The sequence below is a fragment of the Demequina rhizosphaerae genome (assembly GCF_000971255.1).
Lineage (GTDB): Bacteria > Actinomycetota > Actinomycetes > Actinomycetales > Demequinaceae > Demequina > Demequina rhizosphaerae.
Genome location: NZ_BBMC01000002.1, coordinates 606,916 through 624,233 on the forward strand (window position 1 = coordinate 606,916; position 17,318 = coordinate 624,233).

Genomic DNA, 17,318 nt, shown 5'->3' on the forward strand with positions numbered 1-17,318 from the left:
GGGAGCATGGGTCCAGCCTCCCCTGTACCCTCTGCGTATGACTGGGGGGGAATACTCGCACGCGCGCAAGCGCGATCTCAGACCTTTGACTGGCCTACGAATTGTTGCGGCGTTGTGGGTCGTGGCCCATCACATGCGCGGCGACGTCGTAGAACGCATGCCAATCTTGACGATATTTGACCCACTCGTGGAGCGGGGAGGGCTCGGCGTCGACCTGTTCTTCATTCTGTCCGGGTTCATCATCAGCTACAACTACCTCGACCGTCTGGGACAGCGCTGGCGCGGTCGGGACGCGCTCCGTTTCGTTCAGTTGCGTTTGGCGCGTGTCTACCCGGTCCACCTCCTGACCTTGGCGACCTCGCTTGTCCTCGCTCTTGGCGCGGCTTGGCTTGGTTTCGAGCACGAAGCGAATGCTGCGAATACGCCACTGGCGTTTCTCTCAAACCTACTGCTTGTACAGACATGGTTTGGGCAGCCGTACTCGTGGAACGGCGTCGCCTGGTCGGTCAGTGCCGAGTGGTTCGCCTACCTGCTTTTCCCTGTCGCCGCTCTGGCACTGTCACGTGTACGCAGTTCGCGAACTGCGATCACTGTTGCTGTTGCCGCGTGGCTGACGGCAGTTGCCGCTGCGACCCTGCTGTCTGAAGGCTCGCAGGCAGACCGCCCGGACAACCCGATTCTTCGGATCACTTTGGCGTTCGCTATTGGCTGCATGGCGCACGAGGTATTCCGTCGCAGCCGGCCCGGCAAGCGCTGGGCGCTGGCTGTTGGCTCAGCGCTGCTGCTGATTGTCGCTCTAGCGTGGACGCCGGGAATGCCGAGTCAGGTGTTCCTTGGGCCGATCGCGATCCTGATCCTCGGTCTCGCCCATGGACACGGCGTCGTCGCCGGCGCGCTGTCCTCGCGGATTGCGGTTTGGGGCGGAGCGGTGTCCTACTCGGTATACATGGTTCACGCGCAGGTGCTCCAAGTCTGGGGCGCTCTGGTACTCGAGAACGCACCCCGTGGAACCGTCGAGACTCTCGCCGCTGTCACGCTCGGCCTGGTGTTGATTATCGGCGCGGGCGCCGCCGTGCACAGGTTCGTCGAAGAGCCATCTCGGCGCGTAATCCGTTCATGGCGCTGGTCTCGGCGAAGCGAAGCACCTGTGAGCTAGTTGCGCTTCGTTCGCGGGGATTTGGCAAGCGGTCTACCTTGCAGAGTCATCTGTCGATCGGTCTTTGGGCTTGTTGGCCGCCGGGCAGACAAAGGTGCCGCTGAGCCGTGGAGCCAGCTCGTTAGGCAAGGGCCTAGGCTCTGGCGCGCGCCACTAGGAGCTTGAAGGCAATTGGGGTTCGGCTCCGCAAAAGAACGAACTGCACAGAGAGGGCAAACCGTGCGCAACGCAGGGCTTGATGGACTTAGGGGACTGGCCATGATGCTGGTCGTTATTGGCCACGCAATTCAGTTCGTGCCGGGATATGCGAGCTCCCATTTTGAGAACAATGCATTCGTGGCGATCTACGCCTTTCACATGCCATTGTTCGCAGTGGTCATGGGCGCCGTACTCCGTGTCACTGGTCGGCGCCTTCCGCTGGGCGCAACAGTCGCTAGACGCGTACGTGCATTGCTCGTTCCGTTTCTGACTTGGTCGGCTCTACTCGTAGCCATGCGACAGGCTGCAGGGGGAAACATCGGCTTCGTAGCATTCTGGCGGCGATACTCCAGCGCTATGCTCTATCCTGATACCACCGTCTGGTACTTGTGGTTTGCGTTCATCGTGTCCCTCGTTTTTGCATTCGCTGGTGCGATGCCGAGTAAGTCCCGAATTTACGTGCTGGCCGGTGCGGCTCTCCTATTCTTCGTTGTTCCCCTTGAGACTCAGTTCGCATTTGAGCACTTGCGTTGGCTCTTTCCGTTCTCGGTGCTCGGATACTATCTCTACGGAGACAATCGAGTACGGCAGCACTTGCGCACCAAGCGAGCCGCTGGCTTAAGCCTCATCGCCTTCGTTGCCTGCTTTACCGCGTGGATGCCCGACTACTCCGTCTACGTTGACCCTGCAGTCATCGTTGGCGCAAACGTTGGTGACGCCCTATGGATATGGGCGTTGCGGTACATCTTCGCTGGCTCCGGCGTCCTTATCGCAGTCTGGTTCACCCGCGCGCTTATGCGCACTCGGCTGTCTGTGCCGTTGGTCGCGGTCGGCAAGGAGACGCTGGGAATATACGGTATCCAGACGATCGTATTCCTGGTCGTGTTTCGCTTCGCCCCTTACACACAATCTGAGGCGCTCCAATGGCTTCTAGTCCCGCTGGTTGCGCTGATCACGCTCGTGGTCTCATTCGCGTCGAGTCGGCTCATTGGGCTGTACCCGGCGTCTCGAGTCCTCTTGCTCGGCGGACGAGGAGCACACGAGCCCAAGCGGGTGCTGAGGGAGCTTGACCCGCTTCCGTGGACACCTTGATCCTGCCCCGGTTTCACGGACTCACTTCTGAGGAGTCGAGTGCTCGTGGTGGGTGGGTGTTCTCGAACTGTAGCGGGCTGAGCCAGCCCAATGCCGAGTGCCTGCGGGTGCGGTTGTGGAAGCCCTCGATGTACTCGAAGATCGCGGACGCGAGCTCGACGCGCGTGCTCCAACGCCGCCGGTTGAGCAGCTCGGTCTGCATCCGCCCCCAGAAGGCTTCGACGACGGCGTTGTCGTAGGGATCACCGACGCTGCCGAGCGATGGCAGCAGACCTGCACGGCGAGCGCGCTCGGTGAACGTCCACGCGGTGAACTGGACGCCGTGGTCCCCGTGGATGATGGTTCCAGGCAGCTGACCCGACTGGGAACGCGCTTCGATCGCCATGCCTAGGGCCGCGGTGGCGAGGTCTGCTCGTTGACGCGTGTCGATGGACCACCCCACGACGCGGCGCGACCAGGTATCGGTCACGACGCAGCAGAAGACCTTGCCTTCCGTCGTAGGGTGCTCCGTGATGTCGGTGACCCATAGTTGATTAGGCCCATCGCGATGGAAGTCGCGGTGGACGAGGTCAGAAGTGGTGATCGCATTCGATCCGCGTTTGCGTGCCCGCCGCACGGGCAGGCCGGCGATGCCGGCCCGGCGCATCAGCAGCGCGACAGTGTTGCGCCCGACCGTGACGCCGTGGTGGTGAACGAGCTCGGCATGGACCCGGGGCGCACCGTAGGTTTCGCGCGAGGCCTGATGGACCGTGCCGATCAGATCAGTCAGCCAGGCGTGTCAAATAGCGCGCTGCGAGGGAGCGCGTGAGCGCGCCTCGTAGAACCCGGAACGGGACACTCCGAGCGCGTGGCAGGCGCGTTTGACCTCGACTCCTTCGTCAACGAGCTCGCCCACCGGGCGCAGACGCTCTTTGGGGGCACCACCGCCTCGACGGCCGCGGCGGCTTTGCGCAGGATCTTGACCTCGGTCTCAAGCTCGCGGATCCGCGCTCGAGCCTCGCTCAGCGCTGCAGACTCCATCGCCGCGGCCGTGGGCGAGCGCACGCCCCGCGCGATCGCCTCCTTGGACCGCCACCGGTACAGACACGACTCCGCGATCCCGAGCGAGCGCGCGACGTCACGGACGGTACGCCCCGACTCGACAAGATCGAGTGCACGGCGACGGAACTCCGACGGATACGGTTCGAGCGTGATGCATCGTCTCCCTCGATGACATCAAGCACTCATCTCCTCACCCGCGAGTCCGGAGAACCGGGGCACGATCACTGGAGTTCCGAGCTCATTTGGTGCGGTACCACGTTACCCGACCAACTCTAGGCGTTGCCGACTAGCTCGGGGGAACCATGGTCCGTTCAAGCTGCAGGCGTTCGATCAAGGTGCACCAGTTGTCGGTGGCCCGATCGATCGTCCGCTGCTCAAGGAAGAAACGGCGGCCATTGTCCCCGAAGGTGGCTCGTGCGCGGTCAACTGCCATCGCGCGCAGGAAGGCACAAGCACCCGACAGATCATTCGGGTCAAGGACAACGCCCGCATTCGCCCGGAGGACATCGATGGCACCTTGGCTCGCGCGGTCGCCAAGGAACAGGACTGGACGGCCCGCGGTCATGCCTGCGTACACTTTTGATGGGACACATGTTCCCGTGGCGAACGGTGCCAAAGCAACCAAGTGCACGTCGCCGGTGTTCAGAATCGACTCTTGTGTGCGGCCCTTCCTTCCCTCCACGGTCAGGTTCGAGAGGCGGAGTTTCGTCGCGGCCTCGTGCGCCTGACTTGCCTGAGGGCCGGTCCCGACCACCAAGAACTGCACTTCAGGCATCGCCTGAGCCATCTGCACGAGCCACGGTGCGATTGGGTGACGGTGAGTCGCATGGCCCGCATACAGTACTCGTAGCGGTTCGTCGGCGCCCGTACGTTGAGTGGCAGTTCGAGGACCGCTGTCCGAAGCCTCCGGCTCGACCAAGTCCGGCTGCCAGATTGGAATCGTAACGATTCGGGTTGCCGATACCCAGCCTCTGAGCGTTTGAGCCATGCACTCACCAAGCACGACAACACTGTCGCCAGCTCGAAGTGAGAGCCGCTCGATCCCGGCCTTGAACGCAGAGGTGGCTCTTGCGAAGACATGGCCTCGCCGCGACCTCGCGTCTTGCGTGTGGAACAGGTCCATAGACCAGTTGACCTGTACTGACTTCGGCGCCGCAACGAGGCGCACTGCGCGAACGATCCAGGCAACCCCCAGAGGATCGTCAACCGCGATCACCGTGGCGTTCACGCGCGATTCCGAGAGGTACCGGAACAGTCCGGTCGCAATGTTCCACCTCCTCGCCCGACCCGACTCGACCTCCGTTCCGCGTGGTGCTGCCCATTCCCGACTGAGATCTACCGGATAAGTTCCGCTCGCGGCAACCACAGTCACTCGCAGCCCACGACGCTGCATCGACTCGGCGAGCTCCCGCATTGCCCGTGCAACTGCGTCCCGCTCGGGAGACCACGCTCCGCGCACGAGTACAACCTCACGCAACGAAGGACCCTCACCCGACCCCCAAGCTTCGCGCCCGGGCCCGCTAACCATCGCGACCATCCGGCAACTCGGAACTCGACAGTCGACGGGCGTGCTCCACAAAGTCACGTGCAGCCTTGCCCCACGCGAAGTCACGCATTGCGACCTTCCGCCCCAAGCTCCCGAGCGCCGAGTTGCCGGTGGCGAACTGAATGCCACGAGCGACCTCATCGGGATCGCCCATGTCAACCACCTTGGCGGCACCGCTCGAGGACAACTGCGTCGCGACATGGACAGAACTGCTCACTACCGCTGGAGCTCCGATGGAAAGGCCCTCAAGCAATGCGATGCTATGGCTCTCCCAGCGTGACGGGTACACGAGCGCATCTGCTTCAACGAGGAAGTCCCACTTCTCGCATCCCGATAGCGGGGCGCCTACGGAGACACAGTCTTCCAGAGCGAGTTCCTTGACCAGTCGCTGGACCTGTGCTTTTCCTCCCTGGTAATCGGGGCCGTGCAAGCGCAGAGGGAGCCGATTGTCACGGTCCATCTGAGCGTAGGCCCGAAGAAGCAGGTCGATGCCCTTGTGATGCATGCTATATCGGCCGAACCACCCGACGTAGCCTCCGCCCCCTACCCATCGCCGGTCGGACGGGTCGTAGCCTGTCGGCGCCACTAGGAATGACTTCGGACGGCCGACTGCCTCGACGAGCGCCTGTTCTGAACGATAGAAGACGTGTGCCGCGGCAGCTCCTCTCAGACTCTGGCGTTCGAGTGCGAACCGGATCCCACGAGGGAACTTCAAGTCCACCAGAATGCTGGGATCGTAAACACCGTGCGGAACGACGACATATGGGATTCCTTTGGCGCGGCATGCTCGAGCTGCGACGAGATTCGATGAGACCCAGCCTTCATGAAGCACCAACACATCACCCGGCTTAAGGGCCGGCCCGAGTTGCGGAACCTGAGTCTGACGGCCGAAGCCGAAATGCGGAATCGCCTCCGTCGTTCCGGGCCAGGATTCTGGCTCCCCGGGACCTGCATGAAGGACTATCGTCTCGACCCCCATTTGCGCGACAGCCTGTTGCCACTCACCGATCGCGTGCGTTACACCCGACGGCCTATGAATGTCGCGATAGTAGTGCACCACTCTCACCGGCTGCTCCTCGAAGTCAGCGATCGCATTTGAAGGCGCTCACGCGCGTTGCGACGAATCCAGCCGACTAGAGACCGCGCGTCTGTCGGAATGGCTGCAATCCCATGCACGGGAGCGGTCGGCTGGGCACCACGTGCGTGTGCGCGCTGGCGGGCAAGCTTTCCGTACCTGCCGCTCACAATTGCGTAGCGCAATGGAACCGGTCGAGCGGTACGGTAGTACACAACGACGTCATCAACCGCGCCGAACCGGTGCTCCTTCAGGCGCAGGAAGAGCGCGTAGTCCTGCGCACGGAGGCATGCCTCGTCATAGCCGCCAACCTCTTCCACCGCGCTCTTTCGCATTGCTGCCGCGCAATGAGCGATTGCCATCCGCCCGTCAGAGATGCGATGGTCGATCGCCTTGTCATCAGTGGGCCAGCTGCCCCTGACAGGTCCGCCCCAAAGGCCGAACTCCGCTACCTGACCGCCGACGACACTTAGGCCCGGGTCTCCCTCCAACTTCCCGAGCTGGACGGCCAAACGGTATGGAAGGGCAATGTCATCCGCGTCCTGTACAAAAAGAACAGGGGCTCGAGCGATGCGTATGGCTTGATTCCTGGCCGCACCGGAGCCGCCGGGTGTGGGAATTGAGATCAAACGGATCCTCGCGTCCGCAGTGTAGCTTTCTGCTATCTCTGCCGTACGATCCTGAGAGCCGTCATCGACGATCACTAGTTCCCAGTCTGACATGGTCTGCGCGAGAATCGACTCAATTGCCTCCGATATCGTCTCTTCCGCGTTGTGCGCCGCCATTATTACTGTTGCCCGCGGGAGTCTGCTCACCGATCGCCTCCAGAATCGCGCCCCAAGATCCGAGCAGGATTGCCTACCGCGATACTCCCGGTCGGTACGTCCGCTACTACCACGGCGCCTGCGCCAATTACTGCGCTCCGTCCCACTGTGATCTCGCCAATCACAGATGCACCTGCACCAACTTCAACGCCGTCCTCCAATCGCGGCGATCCGCCGCCCGGTCTTGCATGCCCAATAGTGACGCCGTTCCTTAGGACCACGTTGCTCCCGATGACAGCATGGTCGTTTACCACGAGCCCAAAGCCATGGTGGATTCGCAAACCCGGCCCAACGCTCGTTCGGGGTCGTAGCTCCATCTGAAGAACGAACTCAGAGAGAAACCGGTGGCAAGCCATAGCCGGCCAAGACCACCATCGGGGAGCGTCGAGATTCTGCATCTGCATCTGAGTGAGCCGAAAGCTCGTGAGCAATAGAAGAGTACGATACTCGCGCCGATTCGCGCGCCAATCAGCGGCAAGCGCGCCGCTCACGGGACGTCGTGCCGTCACGTTGCCACCAATCCGAGTATCCGTTGCCACGCCTCACCGTATGCGTGGATTGAATGCTCCGAGTCAAACCTCGCAACGGCGCCGCGGCTCAGCCGTGCCTGAAGCGCCCCGTCCGAGGCGACGGAGACCACAGCCTCGCGGAGGGCCTCCGTATCGCCCGGCCGGACGAGGAAGCCGTTGGTTCCCTCAACCACGAGGTCACGCAGACCCCCATTGTCGTAGGCGATGATCGGCAGGCCCATCGCCATCGCCTCAATAACCGCGAGCGGCTGCGCTTCCAGCGCATAGGTGCTTGGGAATACGAGCATCGATGAGTCGCGCAGCAGGCGATCACGATCGGCAGGGACAATTGGGCCAAGCACATCAACCGAGCGGACACCACGGTCCGCGAGCCAAGCCCTAATCTCATCGAGCTGGCCCGGCCAAGCGGGGGCACCCGCCATCGCAAAGCGCGCGTGTGGACTGATTGCCGCAACGGACTCGGCAACCTCGAGAAAGTCCTGGTAGCCCTTGTCCGGCAGGAGATTGCCGATGAAGACGCAGAGGTACCGTCGCTCATTGGACGAGAGTTGACGAGCTGCCGATGGCACGGCGTTCGGAACCACTACAACGTTTCGCGCACCTCCTCGCTCAGCATCCGAGCGAAGCGACTCTCCCAGAACGACAGTCGTGCTCGCCGTTCGCAGTACGTACGCAACAAGCGCACGATGCACCGGCGACGACTGCGACAGGGCCTCCCACCCGTTTGTGTGCAGGTAGGTGATCACCGGCACGCCTCGACGCCTCAGGATCCACGAAAGTGCCACGTCAACAAGGAAGGAGAACGTACGATTGGTGGCAAAGAAGACAGCAACATTGGGCCGGATTCTTCCAGTGCGCTGCCAGAGCCGACGAGCCAAGTTGAGCGCAGCACCAATCTTCCTGAACTCGAAATGACCCACTTGACGCACATCGGAGGAGAAGCGTCTGTCCACGAGATCGACGTCATTGCCGGCCTCTTCGAGCACCCCGATAAGGCGCTCTGTCATCACGGTAGATCCGTGCACCGGCGGAGGGACTTGCGAGATTACAGTGACTCTCATGCTGAAGAATCGCGATGTCGGACTACGGCCACGGCGAATTGCACGTTCCCAACCGCATATCGCTTCCAGAGCCGCCTAGGTTCGCGTGACAGCCGGAATACCCACTCGACGCCCCACCTGCTCATCCATCCGGGAGCTTCTTCAAGCGTTTCAGCAACGTAGTCAAACGCCGCACCGACGGCACAGGTCGGGATGTTCAGTGACTGCACCAGGCGTGCAGCTTCGAAATCCTGCTTTGGCGTACCGAGACCCACCCAGATGATGTCGGGATCGGCTTGTTTGATCGCCAGGTCTACATCCTCGATTTCCGCGACGCTGAGCGCGCGAAATGGCGGACTAAATGCGCCGACCACTCGCGCGGCGGGAAATTTGCCCTCAACTTGCTCCTGGAGCCTCGCCAGCGTTCCAGGCGAACCGCCAAGGAAATAGTGCCGAATGCCAACAGCCTGTCCCGCGTCCAAGACCTGGCGGAAGAAGTCAGGCCCTCGCACCTGACGAACTGGTGATTTCGAGCCGCGCGCAGTCGCTCGGTGCGCGACTTCCACAGACTTCCCGTCAGCGAAGACTATCGCGTCTCGGGCGTTGAAGACTCCTGCAAGCTCGGCGTCTTGGCTAGCAAGCGCAACCGAGTACGCATTTGCAAGATGAACATGCGGGGCTCGAGACAATCCCGAAACCTCCGTGGCCTGCAATAGGATTGAGACTGCCTCTCTTGGCGTGACTGCACAAAAAGAGACACCGCCTACATCTTGGCGCTGAATCCCATGAATTCTCAATTTAACCATCCGGATCTTTTGTTTTGCAGCTGGACGGGACAAGCTAGCGGCGCGATTGCGAATCTCGCGGAGTTCATAAGACGCCCAGTTCACTGCTGCGAGTGGCTGCCCGCCACGCGGCGAGAGCGCGTCGCGCGCCCTGCACGCATTGGGCGGAGCAAGCAGGCCGACCCATGCGAAGAACCTGGGTGTAGGAGGCGAAACTCGGCCTCCGGCGATCGTTCATACCACGCCGACCTCGGCAGCAATTCGACATTGGCAGAATCAGCGACTACCCAACACATGCCGCATTCAGCGATCTACCCGACCAACGCAAGCCCCCGCGATACCAAGACAATTCCAACCGGTTCACTCCCCCAGAACTCGCTGCGCCGGATTATGTCGTGCCACAGTATACCTGCTCCCCGAGTCGTTCACGCGAGGAATCAAAAGCAGACGGGCCAATCTCATTCGAGCCCGGCCTACCTGCGCGGATGGTGTAGAAGCCGGATCGGCCGTGGACTTCGTGATTGAAGTCTCGAGGGTCGGAGGCCGCGGCGCGCGGAGGCGCAGCATCCGGCAACGCTTACGTGCACCGTTCTTGGATCCAACGAAGTGCACAAGACTTCACCGACCGAGGACGGGTGAAGATGCGCGCAGCTAGGTGCGCCAGGCCGTGCTTCCCGGTGAGCCAGTTCCGCGACTACCTCTGGGGGACGCGCTGATGGCGAAGAAGGCCCTCATCACGGGCGCCACGGCTATCACCGGTATCACGAGCCCGGATCACTCGTACCTGAACCACCTGCTGGGGGTCAAGAGCGACGAGAAGCATGGCCTCATCCGCCGTGCTGCGACCATCAACACGCAGCGGATCTTCCACCTCTACGTGGACCCCCACAACCCCGAGGCGAGATACTTGCTCCACTACGGCGACCTGTCCGGCGGCACTCGCCTTGCCACGCTGCGCGCGGAGCCAACCCGACGGGGTCTACAACCTCGCCGCACAGTCGCACTTGCGCTTGAAGTACGACGAGCCGTAGCACACTGGCGACACTACCGGCGTGGGCTCGATGCGCATGCTCAAGGCCGTCCGCCGCGCAGGGCTCGACACCAACTTCCACCAGGCCTCGTCCTCGTCGATGTTCAGTGCAACCCGGCCGCCGCAGAATGAGGATGCGCTGTTCTACCCGCACTCCGCCTACGGCGCAGCGAAGCTCCACGCCTACTGGATCACTAGGAACTACCGCAAGGCGTACGACCTGTTCGCCGTCAACGGCATCCTGTTCAACCACCAGCCCCCGCGCCACGGCGATACCTTCTTCACCCGAAAGATCGCCCGTGTCGCGACCCGCTTCATCGGCGGCCTGCGGGACGACCTCTGACTGGATATTCGTACCTCCAGCCATTACTCGGGGTACGCCGCCGACCACGTCGAGGGCATCTGGCGCATGCTCCAGGCCGACGAGCCCGACGCCTTCGCCTTCGCGTACCGCTCCAGCTCCAGCATCACCGTGCGCGACTTACTCGACGAGACCTTCACCCACCTGGGCCTCGACTGGGAAGACCACGTCGCGTTAGACGAGCGCTACGTGCGCCCCGCCGTATTTGACGCCGACGTCGAAGCCATCACGCACGAGGGCCCGCCGTGGATCGACTCGGTCTCGCTCCCCTCGTGGGGCAAGAAGTGACCTCGCAGGTCGCTGCAGACGGCGTCGAGTTCACCCCGGCGCCGCTGGACCGTGACGCGACGTTCTACGTCGCGGGCCACCGCGGCCTTGTCGGCAGCGCCATCGTGCGCCGCCTCGAGAGCGCCGGCTTCACCAACATCGTGGGCCGCGCCTCGTCCGAGCTCGACCTCAAGGACCGCGACGCGACCTTCGCGTTCTTCGCCGAGACCAAGCCCCGCTACGTGGTGCTCGCCGCGGCCAAGGTCGGCGGCATCCTCGCGAACAACACCTATCCGGTCGACTTCCTGTCCGACAACATCCGCATCCAGACCAACGTCATCGACGCCGCCATCGCGCACGACGTCGAGCGGCTGCTGTTCCTGGGCTCGTCGTGCATCTACCCCAAGTTCGCGCCGCAGCCCATCCCCGAGGACAGCCTTCTCACCGGCCACCTCGAGCCCACCAACGACGCGTACGCGATCGCGAAGATCGCCGGCATCCTCCACATCCAGGCAGCCCGCCGCCAGTACGGCAAGGCCTGGATCTCCGCGATGCCGACGAACCTGTACGGCCCGAACGACAACTTCTCCCCCAAGGGAAGCCACGTCCTGCCGGCGCTGATCCGCCGCTACGACGAGGCCGCCAAGTCGGGTGCGGAGTCCGTCACCAACTGGGGCACGGGCTCGCCGCGCCGCGAGTTCCTGCACTCCGACGACATGGCCGACGCGTGCCTGCACCTGCTCGAGCACTACGACGGACCCACCCAGGTCAATGTCGGCACGGGCACCGACGTCACCATCAAGGAGATCGCCGAGACCATCGCCGGACCCACGCCTGGTACCGCGGCAACGCCGCACACCTGCGTGGACAGTTGCGGCAGCCGCCGAGACCGACGCGAAGAGACGAGCGGAGAACCGGTTCGGTGCAGCCGCTCCCCTCTGGAGGACTAGTTGGCCGCGGCGCGGCGTCGCGCAGCCACGAACACGGTGACGGCACCCGCGACGAGCAGCACGCCGGCACCCGCCGCGAGACCGGCGTTCTCGAAGCCCGTACCCGAGAGCTCGCCCGAGTCCGAAGCCACGTCGGCCGCGACGACGTCGACCGCAGCTGTGTCAACCGCGGTGCCGTCGATGATTCCGGTGATGCCGATAGTGCCGGTCACCGCAGGGGCAGTCACCGTGAAGCTGGCCTCGTTGGCCGTGATGGTCTTCTCGGCCGACGTCACGGTGCCCGCGATCTCCGCGTCGCCACCGGAGAACGTGGTCTGGAGCTGAGCCATCGAGTCGTTCGGGCCCTCGATCGTACACGTGAACGTCGAGTTCACCGGAGTCTGCGTTGTAGAGCACGTGAGCGAGTCGGCGGCGTCGGGGTAGGTGTCGGCGGCGAAGGCCGCGGACGGCGCGAGGACCGCCGCGCCAGCCAGCGCAACAGTCGCGATCGTGCGTGCAATCATTGATGCCTCCCAGCACAAGGCGCCCTCAGCAGCGCCCGAAGATTCCTCAGAATGTTAACAGCCGTCGAGTAGATCGTCAGACCTCGTGCTGTAAACATTAGGTTTCGGTCCAGGGGTGATGTCGACGTCGAGTCCCCGCAATCCGGACACATTGGCCACAACTTCGAAGACGAGGCTCGTGCTCTCGCCCGGCAGAAGCGACACTCGAGCCGACGCGACCGATCTCCCCGCGAGCGTCTCCGGATTGACTCCCGATGGCTCGCCATCCCGCTCGAGGGCGATCACGCCGGTGCCTGCTGCAGGGAAGAGTCTGACGTTGGCGTGGAACTCGCCGTCCGGGTAGTTCGCTGCACCCGTCGCCACGTACTCCGGCAGCTTGTCGACGTCGCCCTCGAAGGTGTGAGCGAGCGTCACCGTCACTGTCTGACCACCGACGCTGCCGTTGGTGCACAGGTGATCGACCACATCGGTGTGAACGTCGACGTAGTACCCGATCTTGGCGCCCGAACCGTCGTTGACGAACACCCCCAAGGCCGATTCGTCCTCGAGGAACGCCCCACCGACCACCGTGCTGGACAGAAGCTGCTGTTCCTCGGCATCGGCGGACCAGGCCATGAATCGCGCCTCGTCGATCGCACGCTCGATTCCGCTCACCGCACTTGCGTCCCCACCTACAAGGCGGCCGAATAGCTCGGCCGACGCGCGAACGAAGAAGGCGTCCTGGTCGCGAGGGTCGGGGTGCTCCAGGTACGAGTCGCGGAGCATGACCTCGGCGAGATTGTCACCGGTGATGGAGAACGGGCCCACCTCGGTCGCGGGGGCGCCCGCAAGCATGTAGCCGAGCGCCACCGGGTCGATCGAGAGCACGCCGTCCGGAGTCTCGCCGAACTCCGCCGCCCAGAACTCGCTCATCAGCTGTGCGGATCGGGGGTACTCCGGCGTGAAGTTGACGTTCTGCGGATAGACCTCCATGCGTCGCCCGAAGATGCGGAGCTCGTCCTCGGTGAGCGTGACGGGACCCGTGCGGTCGATCATGGAGTTCGCGGTCGCGTACCGCTCCAGCGAGATCACGCCGCCGTCCACGCTCACCTCGAGCACAGCGCCCGGGATCCCTCCGGTGGTCCTGGGCTCCGCGTTGTTCTGCACCATCACGAGGTAGGTCCTTGCCTCCTCGCCGCCGAGCATTGTCGGGAGCACCTCGGCCGCGGCGTGCGCGCCGTTCACCACCTCGCGTACCTCGGCGAGCTGATCGGTCAGCTCGAGGAACGGATCGCGCACCGTGGAGATAGTGCCGTCGAGGTCCGTCCCGTCGAGGCTGTCGACCTCAGTGGCGAGCACCGCGGCGGCCTCGGCAAGGGTGGGTCGATAGGGCTCGAGGAGGTACGGATCTATGCGACCGTCGACGAACTCGGGGGCCGCCAACGCGGAGAGGTCGCCCATGGAGGCGAGCGGGCTCAGCGCTCCCTCCGCGACCGCGTCGACGGCCGCGCCGGCCTGCTGAAGCGGAACCGCCTGGTCCGCCACCCACGGCAGATGCGTGGCCAGCCACCACTGCGGCCCGTCCGTCGCCGCCGCGAAGGCTCGCGCGGCGGTCTCGAGCGCCGCGGCCTCGGCGACGAGCGTGTCCGCGTCGCGCTCGCCGATCGCCGATTGCACGGCCGCCGCGTGCGCGGCGAGGTCGTCCTTGGACCGCAGCAGCTGATAGCCGTCCCACGTGAGGGCGACAGCCGCGACGGCGAGCGCCACCACCGGTACGGCGACAAGCCAGCCCCAGAGGCGGCGGGGCTGGCGCGATGACGAGTGTCGTTGGGGTGCCACCGCGCTAGTGTGCCATCGAGCGCGCCACACTCGACTGCACTGTCAGTAGGCGCCGCGCCCGAACAGGATTGCGCCGACCGTGCGGAGCACGATGATGGCGTCACCGGCGAGGCTCCAGTTCTCGGTGTAATAGAGGTCGAGGCGGACGCTCTCGTCCCAGGACAGGTCGCTGCGGCCGCTCACCTGCCACAGCCCGGTGATGCCCGGCTTCACCAACTGGCGACGCGCGACGCGCGCGTCGTCCCACTGGTCGACCTCGGACCGGAGCGGCGGGCGCGGGCCGACGATGGACATGTCGCCCTTGAGCACGTTGATGAGCTGCGGCACCTCATCGATGCTGAAGCGCCGCATTAACCGGCCGATCGACGTGACGCGCGGGTCGTCCTTCATCTTGAACAGCACCTCGTTGCCCTCGGCGCGCTGGCGCTCGCGTAGCCCCTCGAGCCGCTGTTCCGCATCGACGTACATGGAGCGGAACTTCAGCATCGCGAACGGCTCGTGGTCGCGACCGATGCGTTCCTGGCGGAAGAACACCGGGCCCGGGCTGGTGATCTTGATGAGCGCGGCCACCACCAGCATGGGAAGCGCGCCAAGCGCGAGTAGCGTGAGAGCGGCCAGGCGGTCACCGATCTCCTTGAGGTAATATTTGCCACCCTCGAAGCGGGGGATGTCCACGTGAAGAAGCGGTAGACCCTCGACCGGACTCATCGACACCCTCGGGCCTGCGACGTCGACCATCGCGGGTGCGACGATGAGACCGATGTCGGTGCCCTCCAGCTCCCACCCGAGCTGACGCGACTCCCTCAGCGACATCGCATCGGTGCCCGAGAGCAGCACGTACTCAACGTCGTCCCGTTTGGCGACCTCCGCGGCCTCATCGAGGGTGCCCAGGAGCGGGATGTCCTGCATGTCCTCGTCGACGAAGCGGTGACCGACCGGAAGACAGGCTCCGATGACGCTGTAGCCAGCTCGGGGCGAGCGCTGGATGCGGCGGATCAGCTGCTGCGAGGTGAGCATCGGTCCCACGACGATGACCTGCGCCAGCAGCTCGCCGCGGTCGCGCTGCGTGTGCATCCAGGCGCGCCACGCGGCCCGGTAGACCGCCAGCGCGACGGTGCCGAGAGGGATGGCGAAGAGGAGGTATCCGCGGCTGACATGCCACTGGGTGAGGAATCCGACGATCGCGACGATGGTGAAGGTGTGCCACGAGGCGAGCAGCACCCGCTGGAACTCCTGAGGACCGTGTCCGAGCACGACGGCCTCACGCGATCGGGTCCAGCCGAGCTGCAGCACCCAGAGCGCGGCGACGATGACGGTGACCTGCCAGTAGGCCGGAGAAGCGTTCCCGGTCACTCCGACGAACGGATCCCACCCGAACCGGACCGCGTGAGCGCCGACCATGACCAGCGCGACCACGACCACGTCCGTGAGGAACAGCCGCGCCTCGTATTTGCGCGCCCAGCCGCGCGTGCCGAACATTCTCTGCTTCGAGGCGCGCCGAAGCGCCTCGCCCCCCATGGCCTTCATGGCGGCCAGGGTACCCCGTGCCTGTGCGCGCAACTGCAGACGTCCGATGCGCGGGGATGACCGTGGCAAGATTGACCCGTCGTGAGGGGCGCGCCCTCGCGTGCTTGAGACGACATCAGGGAGACACGTGGAGCTACAGGACTACCTCCGGATTCTTCGCAAGAACTGGATCCTGATCCTCCTGCTGACGGTCCTCGGTGCGAGCGCAGGCTTCGCCTACTCGATGGTGTCCACTCCGAGCTACTCCGCTTCGTCGAAGGTGTTCGTCTCCACCTCGGGTGGCTCGACCGTCTCGGAACTAGCCGTAGGAAGCAATTTCACACAGCAGCGCGTCAAGACCTACGCCGACCTCATCTCCACCTCGGCGGTCCTCCAGCCCACGATCGAGTCGCTGCACCTCGACATGAGCGTCGCGCAGCTCCGCGGGAAGATCTCCGCGTCGACGCCCGCGAGCACCTCTGTCATCGATATCTCAGTCTCGGATTCAGATCCCGTGTTCGCGGCGTCACTCGCCACGGAGGCCGCGAACCAACTCATCGGCGTGGTCGAGGACATCGAGACCACCGACGCCTCCGAGGGCTCACCCGTGAGCCTCGCGGTCGTGCAGGAGGCCGAGGTCCCGCAGTACCCGGTCAGCCCCAACACGACCCTCAACACCGCACTCGGCCTGCTGCTCGGACTCGCGCTCGGGGTCGGTGTCGCGCTGCTCCGCGCGACGCTCGACACCCGCATCCGCGGCGAGCGCGACCTCGAGCGCCTCACCGATGCACCCGTGCTCGGAGGCATCGTGTTCGACCCCAAGGCGAGGCAGCGCCCGCTCATCGTCCACGAGGACGCCCGCAGCCCCCGCGCCGAGTCCTTCCGCACGCTCCGCACCAATCTGCAATTCCTCGACACGGAGCGAGAGACCCGCAGCTTCGTCATCACCTCGTCGGTCCCGTCGGAAGGCAAGTCCACGACGGCCGCCAATCTGGCCATCACGCTCGCCGACGCGGGAGCGCGCGTGCTCCTCGTGGGCGCGGACCTCCGCCGCCCCAAGATGGCCAAGTACATGGGGATCGAGGCCTCCGTCGGGCTTACCGATGTGCTCATCGGACGTCTCGACCTCGAGCAGGCGATCCAGCGCTGGGGCCGTAGCGAGCTCCACCTCCTGCCGTCCGGCTCGATCCCGCCGAACCCGTCCGAGCTGCTCGGCTCCTCCCGCATGGACGAGCTCATCAAGCAGCTCGACGCCCGCTTCGACGTCGTCCTCTACGACGCGCCGCCGCTTCTTCCTGTCACGGACGCCGCGGTCCTGGCAAAGCTGGTGGGCGGGGCGGTCGTCATCGTCGCCGCTGGCAAGACCCACGCGCCCCAGCTCGACAGCGCGCTCCAGTCGCTCGAGACCGTCGGCGCGCACGTCTCCGGCCTCGTGCTGTCGATGCTCCCGTCGCGCGGACCTGACGCCTACGGCTACGGTCGGTACGGCTACGTCTACGGAGACGAGTCGGCCGCCTCGTAGGCGTCGTGGCCGCGGCTTCAGTCGCCTGCAGGGTGTGCACTACTCTTTCCGTACCGGGGACGCGTGACGAAGCG

At 64.4% G+C, this 17,318-nt stretch carries 12 protein-coding genes and 2 pseudogenes; 5 read left to right on the forward strand and 9 right to left on the reverse strand.

Going from position 1 to position 17,318, the window contains the following annotated elements; genetic code table 11:
- Positions 1-37 precede the first annotated feature (37 nt).
- A complete protein-coding gene (locus AOM07_RS02970; protein ID WP_084830041.1) occupies positions 38-1,156 on the forward strand; it encodes an acyltransferase family protein in 1,119 nt (372 codons plus the stop codon).
- Between the two features lie 219 nt (positions 1,157-1,375).
- The gene (locus tag AOM07_RS02975; RefSeq protein WP_228374355.1) at positions 1,376-2,446 is read left to right on the forward strand and encodes an acyltransferase family protein; all 1,071 of its coding nucleotides are present in this window, start codon (positions 1,376-1,378) and stop codon (positions 2,444-2,446) included.
- A gap of 13 nt (positions 2,447-2,459) precedes the next feature.
- Here AOM07_RS02975 and AOM07_RS02980 read toward each other — a convergent pair.
- The 6 genes and pseudogenes from AOM07_RS02980 to AOM07_RS15080 all read right to left on the reverse strand — a co-directional run bounded on the left by AOM07_RS02980 (position 2,460) and on the right by AOM07_RS15080 (position 9,392).
- A pseudogene (locus AOM07_RS02980) lies at positions 2,460-3,640 on the reverse strand (IS3 family transposase).
- Positions 3,641-3,773: 133 nt separating this feature from the next.
- Positions 3,774-5,024 (reverse strand): glycosyltransferase, encoded by a 1,251-nt coding sequence (locus AOM07_RS14385; RefSeq protein WP_369401194.1) that lies wholly within the window; start codon positions 5,022-5,024, stop codon positions 3,774-3,776.
- Positions 5,008-6,099 carry a glycosyltransferase gene (locus AOM07_RS14390; RefSeq protein ID WP_156171754.1) on the reverse strand — a complete coding sequence of 364 codons (1,092 nt, stop codon included), beginning with the start codon at positions 6,097-6,099 and terminating at the stop codon, positions 5,008-5,010. Before AOM07_RS14390 ends, AOM07_RS14385 begins: the two co-directional genes overlap by 17 nt.
- Positions 6,096-6,923, reverse strand: coding sequence for a glycosyltransferase family 2 protein (locus AOM07_RS14395; RefSeq protein ID WP_156171755.1), 828 nt, complete (start codon positions 6,921-6,923; stop codon positions 6,096-6,098). The genes AOM07_RS14390 and AOM07_RS14395 overlap by 4 nt, the downstream gene beginning before the upstream one ends.
- A gap of 514 nt (positions 6,924-7,437) precedes the next feature.
- The gene (locus AOM07_RS14405; protein WP_267127775.1) at positions 7,438-8,469 is read right to left on the reverse strand and encodes a glycosyltransferase family 4 protein; all 1,032 of its coding nucleotides are present in this window, start codon (positions 8,467-8,469) and stop codon (positions 7,438-7,440) included.
- 50 nt (positions 8,470-8,519) lie between these two features.
- The gene (locus AOM07_RS15080) at positions 8,520-9,392 is read right to left on the reverse strand and encodes a WecB/TagA/CpsF family glycosyltransferase (RefSeq protein ID WP_156171756.1); all 873 of its coding nucleotides are present in this window, start codon (positions 9,390-9,392) and stop codon (positions 8,520-8,522) included.
- Between the two features lie 610 nt (positions 9,393-10,002).
- Here AOM07_RS15080 and AOM07_RS02995 point away from each other — a divergent pair.
- Positions 10,003-10,966 (forward strand): annotated as a pseudogene (locus AOM07_RS02995) (GDP-mannose 4,6-dehydratase).
- Positions 10,963-11,895, forward strand: coding sequence for a GDP-L-fucose synthase family protein (locus tag AOM07_RS03000; protein WP_228374356.1), 933 nt, complete (start codon positions 10,963-10,965; stop codon positions 11,893-11,895). The pseudogene AOM07_RS02995 and the gene AOM07_RS03000 overlap by 4 nt, the downstream one beginning before the upstream one ends.
- On the opposite strand, the gene AOM07_RS03005 is transcribed toward AOM07_RS03000, so the two are convergent.
- The 3 genes from AOM07_RS03005 to AOM07_RS03015 are packed head-to-tail and all read right to left on the reverse strand — an operon-like array spanning position 11,892 to position 15,743.
- Positions 11,892-12,398: a hypothetical protein gene (locus tag AOM07_RS03005; protein WP_062311238.1), complete on the reverse strand. Its 507-nt coding sequence runs from the start codon at positions 12,396-12,398 to the stop codon at positions 11,892-11,894. The genes AOM07_RS03000 and AOM07_RS03005 overlap by 4 nt on opposite strands.
- Positions 12,399-12,452: 54 nt before the next feature.
- Entirely contained in the window at positions 12,453-14,216 is a 1,764-nt protein-coding gene (locus tag AOM07_RS03010) for a DUF4012 domain-containing protein (protein WP_156171757.1), read from the reverse strand.
- 42 nt (positions 14,217-14,258) lie between these two features.
- Positions 14,259-15,743: a sugar transferase gene (locus AOM07_RS03015; protein ID WP_084830050.1), complete on the reverse strand. Its 1,485-nt coding sequence runs from the start codon at positions 15,741-15,743 to the stop codon at positions 14,259-14,261.
- Positions 15,744-15,870: 127 nt separating this feature from the next.
- Between AOM07_RS03015 and AOM07_RS03020 the strand changes: the two genes are divergently transcribed.
- Entirely contained in the window at positions 15,871-17,244 is a 1,374-nt protein-coding gene (locus AOM07_RS03020; RefSeq protein ID WP_062311245.1) for a tyrosine-protein kinase domain-containing protein, read from the forward strand.
- The last annotated feature ends 74 nt before the right edge of the window (positions 17,245-17,318 follow it).

What these genes read in the sequence shown, in the direction of transcription:
- AOM07_RS02970 (WP_084830041.1), top strand. Translation starts at nt 38, where the DNA reads ATGACTGGGGGGGAATACTCGCACGCGCGCAAGCGCGATCTCAGACCT.
- AOM07_RS03015 (WP_084830050.1), bottom strand. Translation starts at nt 15,743, where the DNA reads ATGAAGGCCATGGGGGGCGAGGCGCTTCGGCGCGCCTCGAAGCAGAGA.
- AOM07_RS14405 (WP_267127775.1), bottom strand. Translation starts at nt 8,469, where the DNA reads ATGACAGAGCGCCTTATCGGGGTGCTCGAAGAGGCCGGCAATGACGTC.
- AOM07_RS14385 (WP_369401194.1), bottom strand. Translation starts at nt 5,024, where the DNA reads ATGGTCGCGATGGTTAGCGGGCCCGGGCGCGAAGCTTGGGGGTCGGGT.
- AOM07_RS03005 (WP_062311238.1), bottom strand. Translation starts at nt 12,398, where the DNA reads ATGATTGCACGCACGATCGCGACTGTTGCGCTGGCTGGCGCGGCGGTC.